Origin of the sequence: Xanthomonas nasturtii (assembly GCF_001660815.1) — a bacterium.
In the GTDB taxonomy this organism is placed as follows: Bacteria; Pseudomonadota; Gammaproteobacteria; order Xanthomonadales; family Xanthomonadaceae; genus Xanthomonas; species Xanthomonas nasturtii.
The window spans coordinates 126,205-143,541 of the sequence record NZ_LYMI01000009.1; the positions used below are offsets into that span (position 1 = coordinate 126,205).

The 17,337-nt window shown below is 66.6% G+C and carries 15 protein-coding genes, 1 tRNA gene, 1 other RNA gene and 2 pseudogenes; 9 read left to right on the forward strand and 10 right to left on the reverse strand.

Annotated elements, in window-relative coordinates:
• Positions 1 to 104: 104 nt before the first annotated feature.
• From A7D16_RS04750 to A7D16_RS04760, 3 genes are all read right to left on the reverse strand, one after another.
• Entirely contained in the window at positions 105 to 1,898 is a 1,794-nt protein-coding gene (locus A7D16_RS04750) for an acyl-CoA dehydrogenase C-terminal domain-containing protein (RefSeq protein WP_064630298.1), read from the reverse strand.
• A 37-nt stretch (positions 1,899 to 1,935) separates the two neighbouring features.
• On the reverse strand, positions 1,936 to 2,412 hold the full coding sequence (locus A7D16_RS04755) for an LEA/WHy family protein (protein ID WP_064630300.1): 477 nt from the start codon (positions 2,410 to 2,412) through the stop codon (positions 1,936 to 1,938).
• Positions 2,413 to 2,526: 114 nt separating this feature from the next.
• Positions 2,527 to 3,063, reverse strand: coding sequence for a lipocalin family protein (locus A7D16_RS04760; RefSeq protein ID WP_064630302.1), 537 nt, complete (start codon positions 3,061 to 3,063; stop codon positions 2,527 to 2,529).
• 180 nt (positions 3,064 to 3,243) lie between these two features.
• On the opposite strand from A7D16_RS04760, the gene A7D16_RS04765 reads away from it, so the two are divergent.
• Positions 3,244 to 3,319, forward strand: a tRNA-Phe gene (locus tag A7D16_RS04765).
• A 245-nt stretch (positions 3,320 to 3,564) separates the two neighbouring features.
• Entirely contained in the window at positions 3,565 to 3,840 is a 276-nt protein-coding gene (locus tag A7D16_RS04770) for a hypothetical protein (RefSeq protein ID WP_064630304.1), read from the forward strand.
• Between the two features lie 156 nt (positions 3,841 to 3,996).
• Here A7D16_RS04770 and A7D16_RS24000 read toward each other — a convergent pair.
• Positions 3,997 to 4,083: pseudogene (locus A7D16_RS24000) on the reverse strand (ethanolamine utilization protein); the annotation flags it as partial.
• Between A7D16_RS24000 and A7D16_RS23690 the strand changes: the two are divergent.
• A pseudogene (locus A7D16_RS23690) lies at positions 4,072 to 4,281 on the forward strand (hypothetical protein); the annotation flags it as partial. The pseudogenes A7D16_RS24000 and A7D16_RS23690 sit on opposite strands and share 12 nt — an antisense overlap.
• A 37-nt stretch (positions 4,282 to 4,318) precedes the next feature.
• Here the strand turns inward: A7D16_RS23690 and A7D16_RS04780 are convergent.
• Positions 4,319 to 4,975: a class I SAM-dependent methyltransferase gene (locus tag A7D16_RS04780; RefSeq protein ID WP_064630306.1), complete on the reverse strand. Its 657-nt coding sequence runs from the start codon at positions 4,973 to 4,975 to the stop codon at positions 4,319 to 4,321.
• A gap of 485 nt (positions 4,976 to 5,460) precedes the next feature.
• Between A7D16_RS04780 and A7D16_RS04785 the strand changes: the two genes are divergently transcribed.
• The gene (locus A7D16_RS04785) at positions 5,461 to 7,083 is read left to right on the forward strand and encodes a hybrid sensor histidine kinase/response regulator (protein WP_064630308.1); all 1,623 of its coding nucleotides are present in this window, start codon (positions 5,461 to 5,463) and stop codon (positions 7,081 to 7,083) included.
• Between the two features lie 628 nt (positions 7,084 to 7,711).
• Here the strand turns inward: A7D16_RS04785 and A7D16_RS04790 are convergent.
• The 5 genes from A7D16_RS04790 to A7D16_RS04810 form a co-directional block, all read right to left on the reverse strand.
• Positions 7,712 to 7,990, reverse strand: a complete 279-nt coding sequence (locus A7D16_RS04790; protein ID WP_010363477.1) for an oxidative damage protection protein — start codon at positions 7,988 to 7,990, stop codon at positions 7,712 to 7,714.
• 137 nt (positions 7,991 to 8,127) lie between these two features.
• Positions 8,128 to 8,202: non-coding RNA, sX9 sRNA (locus A7D16_RS04795), on the reverse strand.
• An 86-nt stretch (positions 8,203 to 8,288) separates the two neighbouring features.
• Positions 8,289 to 9,362 (reverse strand): A/G-specific adenine glycosylase, encoded by a 1,074-nt coding sequence (gene mutY, locus A7D16_RS04800; RefSeq protein WP_064630310.1) that lies wholly within the window; start codon positions 9,360 to 9,362, stop codon positions 8,289 to 8,291.
• A gap of 516 nt (positions 9,363 to 9,878) precedes the next feature.
• Complete coding sequence (ftsY, locus tag A7D16_RS04805; RefSeq protein ID WP_064630312.1) at positions 9,879 to 11,543, reverse strand: signal recognition particle-docking protein FtsY; 1,665 nt, start codon at positions 11,541 to 11,543, stop codon at positions 9,879 to 9,881.
• Positions 11,544 to 11,748: 205 nt separating this feature from the next.
• The gene (locus A7D16_RS04810) at positions 11,749 to 12,465 is read right to left on the reverse strand and encodes an AraC family transcriptional regulator (RefSeq protein WP_082925730.1); all 717 of its coding nucleotides are present in this window, start codon (positions 12,463 to 12,465) and stop codon (positions 11,749 to 11,751) included.
• A 160-nt stretch (positions 12,466 to 12,625) separates the two neighbouring features.
• Here A7D16_RS04810 and A7D16_RS04815 point away from each other — a divergent pair, with 160 nt between their 5' ends.
• Genes A7D16_RS04815 through A7D16_RS04835 form a run of 5 tightly spaced genes read left to right on the forward strand, consistent with a single transcriptional unit; the run spans position 12,626 to position 17,315 of the window.
• Positions 12,626 to 13,564 carry a proline racemase family protein gene (locus tag A7D16_RS04815; RefSeq protein WP_064630314.1) on the forward strand — a complete coding sequence of 313 codons (939 nt, stop codon included), beginning with the start codon at positions 12,626 to 12,628 and terminating at the stop codon, positions 13,562 to 13,564.
• On the forward strand, positions 13,564 to 14,862 hold the full coding sequence (locus A7D16_RS04820) for an NAD(P)/FAD-dependent oxidoreductase (RefSeq protein ID WP_064630316.1): 1,299 nt from the start codon (positions 13,564 to 13,566) through the stop codon (positions 14,860 to 14,862). Before A7D16_RS04815 ends, A7D16_RS04820 begins: the two co-directional genes overlap by 1 nt.
• Positions 14,859 to 15,104 (forward strand): 2Fe-2S iron-sulfur cluster-binding protein, encoded by a 246-nt coding sequence (locus A7D16_RS04825; RefSeq protein WP_064630318.1) that lies wholly within the window; start codon positions 14,859 to 14,861, stop codon positions 15,102 to 15,104. The genes A7D16_RS04820 and A7D16_RS04825 overlap by 4 nt, the downstream gene beginning before the upstream one ends.
• Positions 15,097 to 16,410, forward strand: coding sequence for an NAD(P)/FAD-dependent oxidoreductase (locus tag A7D16_RS04830; RefSeq protein WP_193395440.1), 1,314 nt, complete (start codon positions 15,097 to 15,099; stop codon positions 16,408 to 16,410). Before A7D16_RS04825 ends, A7D16_RS04830 begins: the two co-directional genes overlap by 8 nt.
• Positions 16,407 to 17,315, forward strand: a complete 909-nt coding sequence (locus A7D16_RS04835) for a dihydrodipicolinate synthase family protein (protein ID WP_064630323.1) — start codon at positions 16,407 to 16,409, stop codon at positions 17,313 to 17,315. Before A7D16_RS04830 ends, A7D16_RS04835 begins: the two co-directional genes overlap by 4 nt.
• Positions 17,316 to 17,337 lie beyond the last annotated feature (22 nt).

A 17,337-nucleotide genomic window follows, 5' to 3' on the forward strand; every position in this document is an offset into this window, starting at 1 on the left:
TTACGGGCAGGGCGCACCCGGGCGCGACGATTTGTTGATCGCTACCGCCTCGTCGCGGCCAGGGCTGCTCCTACGGCAGCGGCAGCCCGCCGCGATGAAGGCGCTCAGCCTTCGCCGAACAGCTCCGCTTCCAGGGTCATCAACGGGGCAGCGCCGCTGCGGATGGTGGCGGCATGGGTCAAGGTGCGTGGCAGGATGCGGGCGAAGTAGAAGCGTGCGGTCTCGCGCTTGGCGCGCTTGAAGTCGTCGCTGTGTGCGGAAGCATCGGCGGCCGCAACGCTGCGCGCCCACCAGTACGCCAGCACCACATAGCCGGAATAAAACAGATACTCGTAGCTGGCCGCGCCCAGCTCGTCCGGGTTGCGCGCGGCGCGGTCGAGCACATCGCGGGTCAGCATCGCCCATTCGCTGCACTTGTCGCGCAGCGGCTTGATGAACTCGGCCAGCGCCGCGTTGCCGTCCTGCGCATTGGCGAAGGTTTCCACATCGGCCAGGAACAGCTTCAGGCCGGCGGCCTGGCTGGCTGCGGTCTTGCGGCCGATCAGGTCCAGCGCCTGGATGCCGGTGGTGCCCTCGTAGATGGTGGTGATGCGCGCATCGCGGGCCAGCTGCTCCATGCCGTATTCGCGGATGTAACCGTGGCCGCCGAAGCACTGCAACGCGTGGTAGGTGTTCTCGATCGACCACTCGGTCTGGCAGGCCTTGGAGATCGGGGTGAGAAAGCTCACCAGCGTTTCGGCATCGGCGCGTTCCTGCTCGGTTTCGCCGCGATGGGCTACGTCCACCAGGCTGGCCGCGTGCAGCGCCAGCAGGCGGCTGCCTTCGGTCAGCGATTTGATGGTCAGCAGCATGCGGCGCACGTCCGGGTGCACGATGATCGGGTCGGCCGGCTTGTCGGGGAACTTGGCGCCGCTGAGCGCCCGCGATTGCAGGCGCTCGCGGGTGTAGCGCAGGGCGTTCTGGTAGGCGCGCTCGGACAGCCCGATGCCCTGCAGGCCCACGCTCAGGCGCGCAGTGTTCATCATCGTAAACATGGCCTGCAGGCCCTTGTGCGGCTGGCCGACCAGGTAGCCCTGCGCGCCTTCGAAGTTCATCACGCAGGTCACCGAGCCCTTGATGCCCATCTTGTGTTCGATGGAGCCGCAATGCAGCGCGTTGCGCTCGCCCACGTTGCCGTCGCGGTCCACCCTGAACTTGGGGGTGACGAACAGCGAGATGCCCTTGGCGCCGGCCGGGGCGTCCGGCAGCTTGGCCAGCACCAGATGCACGATGTTGTCGGTGAGGTCGTGCTCGCCGGCAGTGATGAAGATCTTGGTGCCGGTGATGGCGTAGCTGCCGTCGGCGTTGGGTTCGGCGCGGGTCTTGAGCAGGCCCAGGTCGGTGCCGCAGTGAGGTTCGGTCAGACACATGGTGCCGGTCCAGCGGCCGTCGATCAGCGGTTTGAGGAAGACCTCCTGCTGCCAGGTTTCGCCATGCTGGCGCAGCGCTTCCATCGCGCCGTGCGAGAGCAGCGGGAAGTTGCCCCAGGCCAGGTTGGCGGCGTTGATCATCTCGCTCAGCGGCACGCCCAGCGTATGCGGCATGCCCTGTCCGCCGAACTGCGTCTCGGCGGTGAGCCCGTTCCAGCCGCCTTCCACGAACTGGTCGTAAGCGGCACGGAAGCCCGGTGGGGTGGTCACCGCGTGGGTGCTCTTGTCGAATGCGCAACCGATCTCGTCGCCCACGCTGTTGAGCGGCGCCAGCACCTGCGCGGTGAAGCGGCCGGCCTCCTCAAGCACGGCGTCGATGATGTCGGTGCTGGCATCGGTGTAGCCGAGCCGGGCGAACAGGGCGTGTGCGCCGAGCACGTCGTGCAGGGCGAAGCGGAAATCGGTCAGCGGGGCGGTATAGCTGCTCATGCGGGATCCTTGAAGCGGGTGCGGGAGGGCGTGCGCGTCAGCGCAGCACGCCGTTGAGGCCGGGGGCCGGGCTGAGCGTATTGCGCGACTCCACACTGAAATCGCGCTGTTTCTTGTCCTGCGGGGTGGCCCAGACGGTGCCCTTGAGCGTGTACGGGAACGAGCGGCCACCGGCCAGCACGTCGGCCACGGTGATGCGGCCCAGCGAGGTGGGCTGCAGTGTCACGGTGACCACGTCGGCGGTTTCCGGGCCGATCGACATGCCGACCGCCTGATCGAGTTTGCCGGCCAGCTGGTCGCCAGCAGAGATTTCCAGCGCCACGCGGTCGAACTGCATCGGGATGCTGCTGTAGTTCTGCAGGCGCAGATCCACCGACCAGGCGCCGTCGGCACGTACGGTCAGTTGCTGGATGCTGGCGGCGGGCTCGGACACGCGGCGGACCGCGCCGCCGCAGGCGCTCAGCAGCAGCCCGCAGGCCAGCGACACAAGAAGAAGGCGATAGGCACGACGCATGTACTCGGGTCCTTTGCGGAATGAGGCGGCGCCAAGAATACTACGCAGTACGGTCGCTGCCCCGAGCGCGCGCGCCGCGTCGGGGCGGAGCAGCCGGCGAAGCCAGGGCTGGGCTCACAGCAACGGCGCGGCCACGATCAGTGGCGACAGGTCGTAGCCCATTTCGGTGGCCTGCGCCTTGAGCCGTTCCAACTGCGCGCGCTGCATCCGTGGCGAGCGCGACAGGATCCACAGGTAGTTGCGGTCCGGCTCGCCCACGACTGCCCACTGGTAATCCGGGTCGAGTGCGATCACCCAGTAATCGGCCCACACCAGCGGCAGCCAGCTCAGCCAGTCGGGTGCGAAGCGCACCTGCAGTTGCCCGGGCTGGCCGGCGACCGGACGCGCCACGCCATCGGCCTGGCTCAGGCTCCCATCGGCGGTGCGGCAGCCATTGCGCACGCCGATCAGCCCATCGTCGCGCAAGGTGTAGCTGGCGGTGATGTCGCTGCGGCACTTCTTCTGGAACGACACCGGCAGGTGCGCAATCTCATGCCACTGGCCGGCATAGCGCGAGACGTCCAGCTGCGGCACCGCACGCACCGGCTGCTGCGCGAACGCTGTCAGCGGCAGCAGGGCGAGGCACGACAACAGCAGGCGGGGCAGGTGCATGACAATCTCCGGTAGACGCACGCAGGCTAGGCCATGCACCCGGCCGCGCGGCGTGAACCGGTGCAAGAAACACCGCGCCGATCGCGGCCAGCAACAAAATTGGTCGTAACGCTTGCCCAAACTGCGCCTGCTCGCTATAGTGCGCGTCCTCGCAACGCAGGCATCGTGTTGCAGGTAAGTGGCCGAGTAGCTCAGTTGGTAGAGCAGGGGATTGAAAATCCCCGTGTCGGCGGTTCGATTCCGTCCTCGGCCACCATCTCCAAGCCTTCGTTCGCAAGGCTTTCCGGTTATCACCGGATCCACCGCTCTCCGTTTCATTCAAGCGCGCCAACTGGGCGCGTTCTGCGTTTGGCGGTTTGCGTGGCGGAAACTCTGATTTGATCTGGCGTGGACGCAGGCTGCTGCGTCGTTAGGCACGCCTGGGCACCTGCACGCCATTTCGGTTGAACGATGCAATCGATTTCCACGTGGTCTTCAAATGCGCGTGGCGATACTGCACGCATGACGCATAAGACACTCCGACGCACACTGATCCACGGCTACTGCGGTGAATTCCGCGTGGAGACAATGGAAAGCCAGGCCCCTGGCGCGACGCTGTGGCTCTCGACCGCGTTCGTCTACCACCGCGACCGCGCCGCGCCCGTGGCCACCATCGAGGGCGCAGGGCAGGGCGAATACCGCGGCGATGCACGCGAGCAGGCGCTGCGCGTGGGCTCCTGTCTGGCAGAGTTTCTCGACCCCAAGGAATACCGCAGCTGCGAGCCACGGGGCAGGTAAGGAAACGCAAGCTCTCGGCTACCGCGACGCGCGTGTTGTGTGGTGGTGGAACAGAACAAGCAGGGGCGCCGACAGGTGCGCGATCTTCCGGCCGAGCCACGATTCAGTGCAGATGGTGCAACGGGCGAAACAGCCCAGCTCACGCGTATGCACGGCCTACAGCAACACCACGTTGTGCAGATGCGTTTCCAGGCCCTTGCGCAGGATCCGGTAGCAATCGCGATCGAAATCGTCGGGTGCGGCCAGCATTGGACCGACTACATCAGCTTCCGCTACGACCGCAGCCGCCGCGCGTTCGTGTTTCACACGCGCGTGATCCAAGCGTGGGAACTGAAGACCCAGGACACGCCCGATGCCGATGCGCTGCGCCTGAGCGAGCACAAGCAAATTGCTGCGGACGCGCGCAAGCCGGTCCTGCTGTCTGCCAATGCACCCTCGCCGCGATGGCGTGGCTGCGCGATCAGCCGCCTGCCGGCCTTCAGTTGTCCATGTTGCGCCGGTAAACGAACAAGCGCGGCGCCTTGGCTACCTGCGCCGAGGCCTGGCGTTCGCCGGCGATCAATGAGAAGCCGATATCGGCCAGCATGCGCGACAGCGCGTTGGCGTTGCCGCGGCCGGGGTCGCTGATGACGATCTCGCAGGCGGGTTTGGCCAGCGCCGGGATCAGCTTGGCCAGCATGGCGGCGTGGCGGGTTTCGTAGAGCACGTCGCTGGCGATGATCATGTCGAACTGGCCCATGTTCGGCGCGCCGGTATTCCAGTCGAGCCGGCGATACGGCACCGATTCCAGCGCGTTCAGCGCAGCGTTGTAGGCCAGGAACACCTCCGCCAGCGGGTGGTGGTCGCTGGCGACCACATCGGCGCCGCGTCGGCGCAATACAAGGCTCGCCAAGCCAAGGCCGCAGCCCAGCTCGAGGATGCGTTTGCCCTCGATGGGGCGCGTGGCCATGGCCTCAGCCAGCAACTGGCCGGCCGGCCAGACCTGGCCGAACAGACTCCATTGCGCCGACGAAATACCCGCCTCGGCAGCGGTCTGATCCGGGTCGGCGTACTGCTGCTTATCCGCCAGCGCGCGAATGACGTAGGTCAGCTGCCCGAAGGTCAGCTCGTGGATCTGGGTCTGGTAGCCCGGCATGGTGACATCGCATGGTCGCCAGGCGAAAGGCGCTGGCCTGGAAAGAACGCGCGCTGGCGCAGCCGGAAACGACCGCGAGGCGCAGGAGCTGCGTGTTGCCCGCGCATGCTACGACAAAACCATGCGCACGCACGCTGCACCTGCGCGGGGTGTGCGGCTTTCAGCAAGCATTCCAGCGGCGTTGGCGCACAGCTGCAAGGTTGCGGGCAAGACGGCATTCCCGCTGATGGTCGCCTGCCGTCGGCTGACAAGCTGTCGTTGATGAAAAGCTGGATGTTTTCGGACGTCGCCATCTATGCAGATGTCACCGCAACGGTAGCGCTCACATCCAGCGAAGGCTCTCCGCGTCTTTGGCCGCGGTTGCTGATTGCATCAGGTTGCAATGGCGGCCGCTGCCGTACGGGAAAGGCTCATGGATGTGACGAGTCGCCTCACCGGGCCCAACTAGACTGTGGCCACGGGAATGGCCCCGCGGAGAATATCACTTGAACGATCCCGGTCACGGAGAGCTACGGGCGCCTCACATCAGCGAATCTCGCAGCCTGCCTGTCGAGAAGCATCGCTCGGACATCTTTTTTGCTGCGGTGGAAACCACGCGCATGCCGATGACGGTGACCGACCCGCATCTTCCGGATAACCCCATCGTGTTCGCCAACCGCGCGTTCCTGGAGATGACCGGCTATTCGGCCGATGAAGTCATCGGCAATAACTGCCGCTTCCTGCAGGGGCCGGAGACCGACCCGGCCAGCATCGACGATGTGCGCGAATCGATCGAAACCCGCAGCGAATTTGCCACCGAGGTGCTGAATTACCGCAAGGACGGTTCGTCGTTCTGGAATGCCTTGTTCGTCTCGCCGGTATTCGACGACAAGGGCAACCTTGTATATTTCTTCGGCTCGCAACTGGATGTGAGCCGGCGCCGCGATGCGGAAGACGCGTTGCGCCAGGCGCAGAAGATGGAAGCGCTGGGCCAGCTGACCGGCGGCATCGCGCACGATTTCAATAATTTGCTGCAGGTGATGTCCGGGCATCTGGAGGTGATTCAGATGATGGCCAGCGCCGGCGGTGGCACCGCCGAGCGCATTGCCTTCAGTGCCGAGCATGCGGCTGCGGCGGCTGCGAAGGCGGCCACCTTGACCCAGCAATTGCTGGCGTTTTCGCGCAAGCAGAAGTTGCGCGGGCGAGTGGTCAACCTCAATGGGCTGGTGGCCGGCATGAACAACATGGCCGAGCGCGCATTGGGGGGCGGCATCACCTTGCGGCAGTCGCTGGAAGACGGGCTATGGAATTGCCAGATCGACACCACCCAGGCCGAAGTGGCGCTGTTGAATGTGTTGATCAACGCACGCGATGCGATGGCGCAGGCCGAGCGCAAGGAAGTTACCGTGCAGACCCAGAACGTGGAGGTCACCAGCCACGATCTGGCGATGTATCACCAACTGGCGCCCGGCCGCTACGTCAGTATTGCGGTGAGCGACACCGGCTCGGGCATGCCGCCGGAGGTGGTGAGCCGGGTGATGGAGCCGTTCTTCACCACCAAGGACGAAGGGCAGGGCACCGGCCTGGGCCTGTCGATGGTGTATGGCTTCGTCAAACAGTCCGGCGGCACCGTGCGCATCTATAGCGAGGTGGGCGAAGGCACCACGGTGCGGCTGTATTTCCCCGCATCCAGCGAATTCGAAAATGAGCTGCAGGCAGCCAAGAGCCGTTCGATCGACAAGGGCGGCAACGAAACCATCCTGGTGGTGGAAGACAAGCAGGACGTGGCGGTGGTGGCACGGATGTTTCTGGAAAATGCAGGCTACCGCATCCTGTCTGCGTCCAGCGGACGCGAGGCGGTCGAGATGCTGGAAAAGACCCCCGACGTGGACGCACTGTTCACCGACCTGATCATGCCCGGCGGCATGAATGGCGTGGTGCTCGCACGCGAGGCGCGCCGCATGCTGCCGAAGATCAAGATCCTGCTCACCACCGGCTACGCCGACGCCAGCATCCAGCGCACCGATGTGGGCGGCGCCGAGTTCGACGTGGTCAACAAGCCCTATACGCAAAAGCAATTGCTGAAGCGCATCCGCATGCTGCTGGATGGACCAACCGGCGTGGGTTGAGACCTTGCGCTGCAGAGTGCGCTGCCGCCGCTGGAGGCGGCAGCGCATTTCAAGCTGGTCGGTGCGCACAGGTTTCAATAAGACAGCCAGCAAACTGTCTGGTGCGCTGATTCCGTTCTTCAATGAAGGCATCAGCCAACGGTCTGGTGCGGTGTCCTTACCGATTGCGGGACCGTTGGCGGCATGGATGCGGCCACCGAGCCTCCACGGACGGATTCACGGCGTGTCCCGCGAGCGGTGAGGGCACCGCGCCCTCGACGTCTTTGCGTTTGCTGCAGGGCCCTTGCCCGCCCACCATCGCAGGACACGCTGCAAGTACGTCCATGTAAGCTCTGGCGCGGCATCCATGCCGCTCAAGGTCCCGCGACGGTGAGCGGGCAATGACCAGTGGAGTTGGTCGGTATGCACAGCTTTCAATAAAACAGCCGGCAAACTCTCTGCTGCGCTGATTCCGTTCTTCACTGAAGCAAACAGCCAACTGTCTGGTGCGGTGAGGGCACCGCGCACTCGTTACATACCCTGGCAACCACTTCCTCAAACGCACGACATGCAGCGGGCAGCTGCAACCGCTCATGCCAATCCCCAGCGCCGACCCGCCAATTCCTAATTCCGAATCCCCACCCTCAACCTATTCCTCGCCGAGCGGCGCCACGTAGCCCTCTGGCTTGTCGGCATTGCGCTCGAACAGAAACTTCTGCAGCTCGGCTTCGAGGAAGGCGCGGTGCTTGGGGTCGCGCGGTGACAGCCGGTTTTCGTTGATGAGCATGGTCTGATGCGCCAGCCACGCCTGCCAGGCGGTCTTGCCGATCTGCGCAAAGATGCGCTGGCCGAGTTCGCCTGGATACGGCACGAAATCCAGGCCTTCGGCGTCGCTTTGCTGGTACTGGCAGAACACGGTGCGGGACATGTGGATTCCTTTGAATGCGGGGTGGAGTGACCTGCGCAGTTGCGCCTTGGAAGGCATGCAGGGCGCGCAGGTGCAAGGGGTGATGCGTTCGCCAGTGCAGTGTACGAGTTGCGGTTGCCGCGATGCGTCGAAGCAGCATCTATGCAACGTAACGCGCAGCCGTCAGGTGGGTGTGGATGGCGCATGGGAATCGGAGTGTACGAGCGGTACATACCGATTTCGAGCATCGGCTGCGCGCCTGGCGGTGGGCGCGGTCGTCCTGGTATCAGTTCAAACACGCAGTCGTTCGATCAGTGCGTTACAGCGCGTCGAGCAACTTGCGGATTGGCGCCGGCAGGCCCAGCGATCCAAGATCGGCACGTGCCACCCAGCGCAGATCGTCGTTGTCGCGTACCGCTGCCCGCAGCGCGACCTTGCGCAGGCGCAGCGGCTGCAGATGCAGGCGGTAATGGCTGAAGGTGTGCACGATCAGCGGCATCTCGTCGGCGCGTTCGTAGTCGCCGTCGATATGCGCTGCGAACCAGGCGCGCATGCCGCTGTCGGTCTCGGCCTGCGGCAGCGTCCACAGCGAGGCCCAGATGCCGGTCGGTGGGCGACGCTGCAGCAGGAGATGCCCGTCTGCATTCTGCAGCAGCAGCGCGGTGGCTTCGCGTTCGGGCAGTAGCTTGCCGGGTTTGGGCGTGGGCAATGCCTCGACCAGGCCATCGCGGCGTGCGCTGCAATCGTCCTGTAGCGGGCACAGCACGCATGCAGGTTTGGCGCGTGTGCACAGCGTTGCGCCGAAATCCATCTGCGCCTGGGTGTAGTCGGCCAGACGGCCGGCCGGGACGTGCGCGACATGGGTGGTGGCCAGCTGCCATAACTGCTTTTCGACCACCGGCAGGCCGGGATAGCCGGCGATGCCGTGGAAGCGCGTGAGCACGCGTTTGACGTTGCCATCCATGATCGCGAAAGGATCGTTCCAGGCCTGGCTCAGGATGGCGCCTGCGGTGCTGCGGCCGATGCCCGGCAGCGCGAGCAGCGCATCGAAATCGCGTGGCAACTCGCCGCCATGCAGGGCGACGCAGTGTTTGGCGGCGGCATGCAGGTTGCGCGCGCGGGCGTAGTAGCCCAGCCCGGCCCAATGCGCCATCACCGTGTCGTTGTCGGCCGCCGCCAGATCGGACAGTGCAGGGAAGCTTTCCACGAACTTTTGGAAATACGGAATGACCACCGCAACCTGGGTCTGCTGCAGCATGATCTCCGACAGCCACACCCGGTATGGCGCGCGCGGATGCTGCCAGGGCAGGTCGTGGCGGCCGTGGCCGTCGAACCAGTGCAGCAGGCGCTCGACGAAGGCGTCGGAAGAAGGGGCGGTGTGATCGGCGGGCATGACGTCTGCTGGCTGGGAAAAGGGGCTGGGGGTGTGGTTGAGCCGCCAGACGATGACATACCTTGCCGGTGATCTGCGCCGGCTGGGCGATGGTGCAGGATGCAGCGCACGCTCGTTGCCAGGCGATCTCCGTGCCTTGATCGCAGCTGCAGGTTGTCACCTACGCAGTGCTTGCCGTCACTGCAGGCAAGTGACGCAAAAGGCAGCGTTGGCCACGCTTCATGCGGTGTAGCGGCTTTCTCGTTGCGCAGTTCCTGTGCGAACGCTGCATGTGGCTGCAGCGCTGGCGCTGTGTACAGCGGAGGAAGGCCGCTCGATCGGCGACGCCTTTCGCTGACCAATCGCAGCGAGCCGGGCATGTCCGAACATTGCCATCTGATCGAACGGCACTTAAGAGACGTCGTGCCGTATTGGCAACCAGTTGCTCATTCAGCGCATCCATTACACCAGCATCGATTTGCCCTGTGCCGTGGCTGTTGCCTTTCCGGGTCCCTGGTCCCCGGTTCCGGCCGTCAATCAACCGCCCAATGCGTCCGGCAACAAGGCATCCACGAACGCCACCGGGTCGAACACGCGCAAATCTTCCGGCCGTTCGCCGATGCCGGCAAAGCGGATCGGAATGTTGAACTCGCGCGCGAGCGCAAACACCACGCCACCCTTGGCGGTGCCGTCGAGCTTGGTCACGACCAGGCCGGTGACGCCGACCGCAGCATGGAACTGGCGCAGCTGCGAGATGGCGTTCTGGCCGGTGGTGCCGTCGATGACCATCAGCACTTCGTGCGGCGCGGCGGCGTCGATCTTGCCGAGCACGCGGCGGATCTTGCCCAGCTCGTTCATCAGCCCGGTCTGGGTGTGCAGGCGGCCGGCGGTATCGGCGATCAATACGTCGGTACCGCGCGCCTTGGCGGCCTGCAGCGCGTCGAACGCCACCGAGGCGGCATCGGCGTTCTGCCCCTGCGCAATGACCGCCACGCCATTGCGGTCGCCCCAGGCCTGCAGCTGCGCCACGGCGGCGGCGCGGAAGGTGTCGCCGGCGGCGAGCATCAGGCTGCTGCCTTCGTCCTTGAAGCGCTTGGCCAGCTTGCCGATGGTGGTGGTCTTGCCGACGCCGTTGACGCCAACGGTGAGCACCACGAACGGCTTGAGCGAGCGGTCGATGACCAGCGGCTTGGAGACCGGTTGCAGCAGCGCGATGAGATCGGCGCGCAAGGCCTTGAACATCGCCTGCGCATCGACGAATTCGCGCGCTTTCATGCGCTTGCGCAGGCCTTCGACCAACGCGGTGGTGGCGCCGATGCCGACATCGGCGGTGATCAGCGCGGTTTCGATTTCATCCAGCAGATCGTCGTCGAGCTTGGGGTTGCGCGAAAACAGGCCACCGAAGCTGCGCGCGAAGGTGCTGTTGCGCAGCCGCTCGCGCCAGCCGGGTTTGCCTGCGGGCGCGGCTGGCAGCGCATCGTGCTGGCCAACGATGCTGTCGCTGTCTTGGGAGGACGGCAGCGGCGCGCTGACAATGGCTGGTGCGGTGACGGTCGGCGCAGTGCTTACCGAAGCCGCAGCGATTGGGGCTGCGGCAGCCGGAGCAGCGGCAGGTGTCGGCGTTGCCGCCGGCGGAGCGATGGCCGGTGACGCGGTGCCCGGCGCGGCGACTATGGCAGGCGCCGCGCTATGCGACGGCGTTACCGGCTGGGCGGGCGTTGCGTCAGGCGGCGTCGGCGTGGTCTGCGGCTGTACCACCACCGGCGGCACCACAACGGTGACTGGCGTGCCTGGCGCGCTAGCGGGAATCGGGTCGGGCAGCGCCTGCACTGCGGTAGGCGCAGGCGTTGCCGGGGCCGCAGGTGCGCTTGGAACGGCAGCGATGCTCTGCGCCTGGCTAGTGCGTGCAGCGATCTCCTGTGCAAGCTGGTCGGCCGGCGTTGCCGCGGTTGGCGGCGATGTTGTCGCAGCTGCCGGTGCAGCAGGTTCGCTGTGCGTGGGCGCTACAGGCGCGGTGGCTACGACCGGAGCTGCGGCTGTGCCCGTGCTCGGCTCGGCGGTCGGCATCGCCTCGGCCGGCGATACCGGGGTGGCGGCAGACGGCGCGGTGGGGAATGCGGCTGCCAGTTCTTCCAGGCTGTAGCGCGAGGTACGCGAGCTGTCGGGCGTGGTTGGCTTGTTGCGGCGAAAAAAGCTGGCCATTGGCAACGCAGTAGGGGAAACCCGAAATTCTATCATCCGGGCCCCGTATCGCCTTGACGCCACCTTCAGCGCAGACGATTGCGCGGGCGCATCGCCTGCGTCACAGCGCGGCCTGCATGGCGGCTCAACTCAGATCGCCAGCGCGCCGCAAATCCTGCCGAATTCGGCATTTGTGCCAGCTATGTGTCAAGGCGAAATTCTGTTCTTACAACTGACCTTTTAGCGCACGGTAATCGCGTGGCGTCATACCGACGGTAGCCTTGAACTGGCGCGCAAAGGCGCTCTGGTCGGCAAAGCCGCAGCGTTGCCCGATGCTGGCGATGCTTTCGTCGCCGTACAGCAGCCGCATCGCCGATTCGATGCGCAGCTTGGTCAGTAGCTGCTGCGGGGTGACCTGGAAGACGCGGCGGAAGTGCCGCTCCAGCTGCGCCACCGACAGCCCGGCCAGATCGGCCAGGGCCTGCACGCGCAGGTTGTCGCCGAAGTTGGCCTGCATGTGTTCCATCACCTGGCTCAAGCGCTCGTAAGCGGAGTGACGGCTGTCGGGCTGGCCGAGATCGCGCGAGATGCCGACCACGCCGATGACCTCGTTGGCCTCGCACAGCGGGCGTTTGAAGGTCAGGCACCAGCCGGGCAGGCGGTTGGGATACAGATGCACTTCGAGCTGGTTGTCGATGAGCTCGCCACACAGCACGCGGCGGTCCTGCATCATGTAACTGCCGCCCAGCGGCAAGGGGAAGACTTCCAGTGGCGAGCGGCCGATGATCTCGCTGCGCAGCTTGCGTCCAAGCCGGCGCACCAGGGTCAGGTTGCAGTGGGTGTAGCGGCCCTCGCTGTCCTTGATGAAGAACACCACATCCGGCAGTGCATCGAACAGCGTCTGCATTTCCAGCGCGGGAAGGTTGAGGTCCATCGGGGTCATGGTAGCGGTCACGATTTGACGGTTGCACGAAGGTGCAACCCAGCAATGATCCTAGCGCAAACGCGCGGCTGTGCATCGGGTTGTCGATTGTGCAGATTTCCGCATTTTCACTTCGCATTGCACGCTAGTCGTGCGCGGGCCGGCAGTGGGAGCATGAGCCATGCACACCATCGACGTCATCGACTCCCACACGGCCGGCGAACCTACCCGCGTGGTCCTCTCCGGCTTTCCCGATCTGGGCGATGGCGACCTGGCGCAGTGCCGCGAACGCTTCGGCCGCGAGTTCGACCACTGGCGCAGCGCCATCGCCTGCGAGCCGCGTGGGTCGGACACCATGGTGGGCGCGTTGTTGCTGCCGCCGCGCGACCCGAGCGCCTGCACCGGGGTGATCTTTTTCAACAACGTGGGCTACCTGGGCATGTGCGGGCACGGCACGATTGGTGTGGTGCGCACGCTGGCCGAACTGGGGCGCATTGCGCCGGGCCAGCACCGCATCGAGACGCCGGTGGGTACGGTGGGGGTAGAGCTGGCCGACGATGGCACGGTGTGGGTAGACAACGTGGAAAGTTATCGTGCGGCCACCGATGTGGTGGTGGACGTGCCGGGGTATGGCACGGTGCGCGGCGATGTGGCCTGGGGCGGCAACTGGTTTTTCATCACCGAGCAGGCGCCGTGTGTGCTGGACCTGGCGCATCAGCGCGAGCTGACCGGCTACACCGAAGCGATCCGGCTGGCCCTGCAAGCGGCCGGGATCACGGGCGAGGGCGGTGGCGAGATCGACCATATCGAAGTCAACGGCGCCGCGCCCGACGGCAGCGGCGTGGCACGCAATTTCGTGCTGTGCCCGGGCTTGGCCTACGACCGCTCGCCGTGCGGTACCGGCACCAGCGCCAAGCTGGCGTGCCTGGCCGCCGACGGCAAGCTGGCCGAGGGCGAGCGCTGGGTGCAGCAAGGCATCCTGGGTAGTGCGTTCGAAGGCAGTTATCGTCTGAGCGGGCGCGGTATTGCGCCGCGCATCAGCGGGCAGGCGTACATCACTGCGCGCGCGCAATTGCTGATCGACCCGGCCGACCCGTTCGCCTGGGGCATCGTGGCCTGATGGCGGCCGTGCGGCCCGCGCCGGTGGTTGCGTCGGCCGTGGCGTCGGCCGATCTGTTGCCTGATCCCATCCCCGGCACGTCTGCTGCGCTGCCCGCGTCGCCATCGCCCGCGATGACCTCTGCGCCTGTGCCGGGTTCCGTTGCCGGATCCGAATCCGGCTCTGCACCGCCTGCCGCTTCCACGCAGCGCAGTTACGACCTGATCGTGGTCGGTGCCGGCATCGTGGGCGCCGCCTGCGCCGAGGCTGCAGCGGGCGAGGGGCTGCGGGTGGCGATCGTCGAACCGGGACCGATCGGCGGCGGCTCCACCGCAGCGGCAATGGGGCACCTGGTGGCGATGGACGACGATCCGGCCGAGCTGGCGTTGTCGGCGTATTCGCTGCGCCTGTGGGAGCGCTTCGCCACGCTGAGCGAAGCCGAATTCAGCCGTTGCGGCACGCTGTGGGTGGCCCGCGATGCGCGCGAACTGGCGGCGGTGCCGGCCAAGATCACGCGCCTGGCCGCTGCCGACCTGCAGGCAGAAGCGATCGATGCGGCGCAGTTGTATGCGCTGGAGCCGCAGCTGGTGCCAGGCCTGGCAGGCGGCATGCGCGTGCCCGCTGAAGCGGTGGTGTATCCGCCGCGGGTGGCACGGCATCTGGTGAGCCTGGCCTGCAAGGCCGGCGCGCAGGTGTTTGCCGGCCGCCGCGTTGCGCAGTTGGAGGAGCATGCAGTGCGTCTGGACGATGGCCAGATGCTTTCCGGGCCGGTGCTGGTGGCCAGCGGTGTGGCCTTGCCGCAGTTGCTGCCCGAGCTGGCGTTGCGCCCGCGCAAGGGCCACCTGGTGATCACCGACCGCCACCCGGGGTTGATCCGGCATCAGCTGCTGGAGCTCGGTTATGCGGATTCGGCGCACGGCGCCGACGACACCAGCGTGGCCTTCAATGTGCAGCCGCGGCCGACCGGCCAGATATTGATCGGCTCCTCGCGCCAGTTCGGCGAGCACGATCGCGCGTTGTCGATGCCGGTGCTGCAGCAGATGTTGCAGCGCGCCTTTGCCTATCTGCCGGTGCTGCGCGAGTTGCAGGCAATTCGCGTATGGACCGGGTTGCGTCCGGCCACGCCGGACGGGCGGCCGTATCTTGGGCCGGTGCCCGGCCGCCGCGATGTGTGGGTGGCTGCCGGTCACGAGGGGCTGGGCGTCACCACGGCGCTGGGGAGCGCACGGGTGATCGTGGACAGCCTGCTCGGGCGCACGCCGGCCATCGACCCGGCGCCGTACGCACCGGCGCGTGCCGTGCAGGGCGCGGCCGTATGAGCGCGACAGTGCGGCTGCACGTGGATGCGCAGCTGGTCGAGGTGCCGGCCGGTGCCAGCGTGGCGGCCGCGGTGGCGCAGGCCACGCTGCAGTTCCGGCAATCGAGCAGCGGGCAACCGCGCGCGCCGTTATGCGGCATGGGCGTGTGTTTCGAATGCCGCGTGCGGATCGATGGCATCGGCCAGCAACGCGCGTGTCTGGTGGACGCACGCGATGGCATGCAGGTGCGCAGCGATGGCTGAGCGCGTGCTGCATTTCGATGTGTTGGTGATCGGCGCCGGCCCGGCCGGGTTGGCCGCAGCGCAGGCGGCGGCCAGTCACGGTGTGCGCGTGGGCATGGTGGACATGCAGCCGCGTGCGGGTGGGCAGGTGTGGCGCAGCGATGTGCAGCACGGTGCGCCGGCCGCTGCGCGCGCGCTGCTGCAACAGGTGCAGGGCGATGCGGCGATCACGCTGCTGACGCGCACGCAGGTTCTGCTGGCGCAACCGGGCTGGTTGTTGGCCGATGGCCCGGATGGCACGCTGCAACTGCATTACGCCGCCCTGGTGCTGGCCACCGGTGCGCGCGAATTGCTGCTGCCGTTTCCGGGCTGGACCTTGCCCGGCGTGACCGGTGCCGGCGCCGCCCAGGCGCTGGCCAAACAGGGCTGGCCGCTGGCCGGCAAGCGCGTGCTGGTGGCCGGCAGTGGCCCGTTGTTGCTGGCCAGTGCGGCCACCTTGCAACGGCATGGCGCGCAGGTGCTGGGCATCCACGAACAGGCTTCGGCAGCGGCGCTGCGCCAGTTCGCGCTGCAGTTGTGGCGCTGGCCGGGCAAGGCCGCGCAGGCTGCCGCGTTGCGCCTGCAGCTGCACGCAGTGGCGTATCGCGCCGGCAGCGTCGTGAACGCCGCAGATGGCGATACGCAGCTACGCGAAGTCGAGCTTGAAGGGCCCGGCGGCCGCACGCGCATTGCGTGCGATCAATTGGCGGTGGGCTACGGCCTGGTGCCCAATACCGAGCTGGCGCAATTGCTGGGCTGCCAGCTGCAGGCGTATGGGGCGCACCAACAGGTGCAGGTGGATGCGCTGCTGCGCACCAGCGTCACCCAGATCTTTGCCGCCGGCGAAGCCTGCGGCATCGGCGGGCGCGATTGCGCCTTGATTGAAGGCGCGATGGCCGGGCACATGGCCGCCGATGCGCCGGAGGGCGCGTTGCGCCTGCAACCACGGCGGCGCGCAGCGCGTGCATTTGCCGATCTGTTGCAGCAGCAGTTCGCGCTGGACCCGCGCATCCGCGCGCTGGCGCAACCAGACACGCTGATCTGCCGTTGCGAAGACGTGCCGCTGGGTGCGTTGGACAACTTCACCGATGCACGCGACGCCAAGCTGGCCTCGCGCTGCGGCATGGGCGCCTGCCAGGGCCGCGTCTGCGGCACCGCGCTGGCCGAACTGGGCCGTTGCCCGCCCGAGCTTTCCACCGACGCCGGCCGCCGGCCGCCGTTGTTCCCGGTCCGCCTCGCGGCGCTGGCCGACTCGTTCACTTCCGACTCGCAAGGGAATCACCCATGAGCATTGCTGCGTTCTGGCACGGCGTGTTGCCGGCCATCACCACCCCGTTCACCGCCAATGGCGATATCGACCACGACTTTCTCGGCAAGCATGCCAACCAGCTGGTGGATGCCGGTTGCACCGCGATCGTGCCGCTGGGTTCGTTGGGCGAGGCCGCGACCTTGAGCGTGGACGACAAGCTGGCGATCCTGCGCACACTGGTCACCGCCTTGAACGGCCGCGTGCCGGTGGTGCCGGGCATCGCCAGCCTGGCAACCGGCGAAGCGGTGGCGCTGGCCAAGGCGGCCAAGGAGATCGGCTGCGGCGGCCTGATGGTGCTGCCGCCGTACGTGTACTCCACCGACTGGCGCGAGATGGGCGCACATGTGCGCGCGGTGATCGGCGCAACCGACCTGCCGGTGATCCTGTACAACAACCCGGTCGCCTACAAGACCGATTTCGGCCCGGCGCAGATTGCCGAGCTGGCCGCCGAATTCCCCAACCTGCAGGCAGTGAAGGAGTCCTCCGGCGACGTGCGCCGCTTCGCCGCGCTGCAGGAGCTGCTGGGCGATCGTCTGGCGCTGCTGGTGGGCATGGACGATGCCATCGTCGAAGGCGTGAGCATGGGCGCCAAGGGCTGGATCGCCGGCCTGGTCAATGCGTATCCGAAAGAATCGGTGCGCCTGTTCGAGCTCGCCCGCGACGGCGGTTACCCGGCGGCAAAGGAGTTGTACCACTGGTTCCTGCCGCTGCTGCGCCTGGACACCGTGCCCACCTTCGTGCAGCTGATCAAGCTGGTGCAGGCAAAGGTGGGCATGGGCAGCGAGCAGGTACGTGCGCCGCGGCTGGTGGTGGCCGGCGCCGAACGCGATGCCGCGTTGAAGGTGATCGAGCATGCCATTGCCACGGCGCCGAAGAACAGCTAGCAACACGACCGCGCGGCCGCCA

Excerpts from the sequence above, each read along its gene's own strand:
- A7D16_RS04750 (WP_064630298.1), bottom strand. The coding sequence starts at position 1,898 with ATGAGCAGCTATACCGCCCCGCTGACCGATTTCCGCTTCGCCCTGCAC.
- A7D16_RS04755 (WP_064630300.1), bottom strand. The coding sequence starts at position 2,412 with ATGCGTCGTGCCTATCGCCTTCTTCTTGTGTCGCTGGCCTGCGGGCTG.
- A7D16_RS04760 (WP_064630302.1), bottom strand. The coding sequence starts at position 3,063 with ATGCACCTGCCCCGCCTGCTGTTGTCGTGCCTCGCCCTGCTGCCGCTG.
- A7D16_RS04770 (WP_064630304.1), top strand. The coding sequence starts at position 3,565 with ATGACGCATAAGACACTCCGACGCACACTGATCCACGGCTACTGCGGT.
- A7D16_RS04780 (WP_064630306.1), bottom strand. The coding sequence starts at position 4,975 with ATGCCGGGCTACCAGACCCAGATCCACGAGCTGACCTTCGGGCAGCTG.
- A7D16_RS04790 (WP_010363477.1), bottom strand. The coding sequence starts at position 7,990 with ATGTCCCGCACCGTGTTCTGCCAGTACCAGCAAAGCGACGCCGAAGGC.
- mutY (WP_064630310.1), bottom strand. The coding sequence starts at position 9,362 with ATGCCCGCCGATCACACCGCCCCTTCTTCCGACGCCTTCGTCGAGCGC.
- ftsY (WP_064630312.1), bottom strand. The coding sequence starts at position 11,543 with ATGGCCAGCTTTTTTCGCCGCAACAAGCCAACCACGCCCGACAGCTCG.
- A7D16_RS04810 (WP_082925730.1), bottom strand. The coding sequence starts at position 12,465 with ATGACCCCGATGGACCTCAACCTTCCCGCGCTGGAAATGCAGACGCTG.
- A7D16_RS04815 (WP_064630314.1), top strand. The coding sequence starts at position 12,626 with ATGCACACCATCGACGTCATCGACTCCCACACGGCCGGCGAACCTACC.
- A7D16_RS04820 (WP_064630316.1), top strand. The coding sequence starts at position 13,564 with ATGGCGGCCGTGCGGCCCGCGCCGGTGGTTGCGTCGGCCGTGGCGTCG.
- A7D16_RS04825 (WP_064630318.1), top strand. The coding sequence starts at position 14,859 with ATGAGCGCGACAGTGCGGCTGCACGTGGATGCGCAGCTGGTCGAGGTG.
- A7D16_RS04830 (WP_193395440.1), top strand. The coding sequence starts at position 15,097 with ATGGCTGAGCGCGTGCTGCATTTCGATGTGTTGGTGATCGGCGCCGGC.
- A7D16_RS04835 (WP_064630323.1), top strand. The coding sequence starts at position 16,407 with ATGAGCATTGCTGCGTTCTGGCACGGCGTGTTGCCGGCCATCACCACC.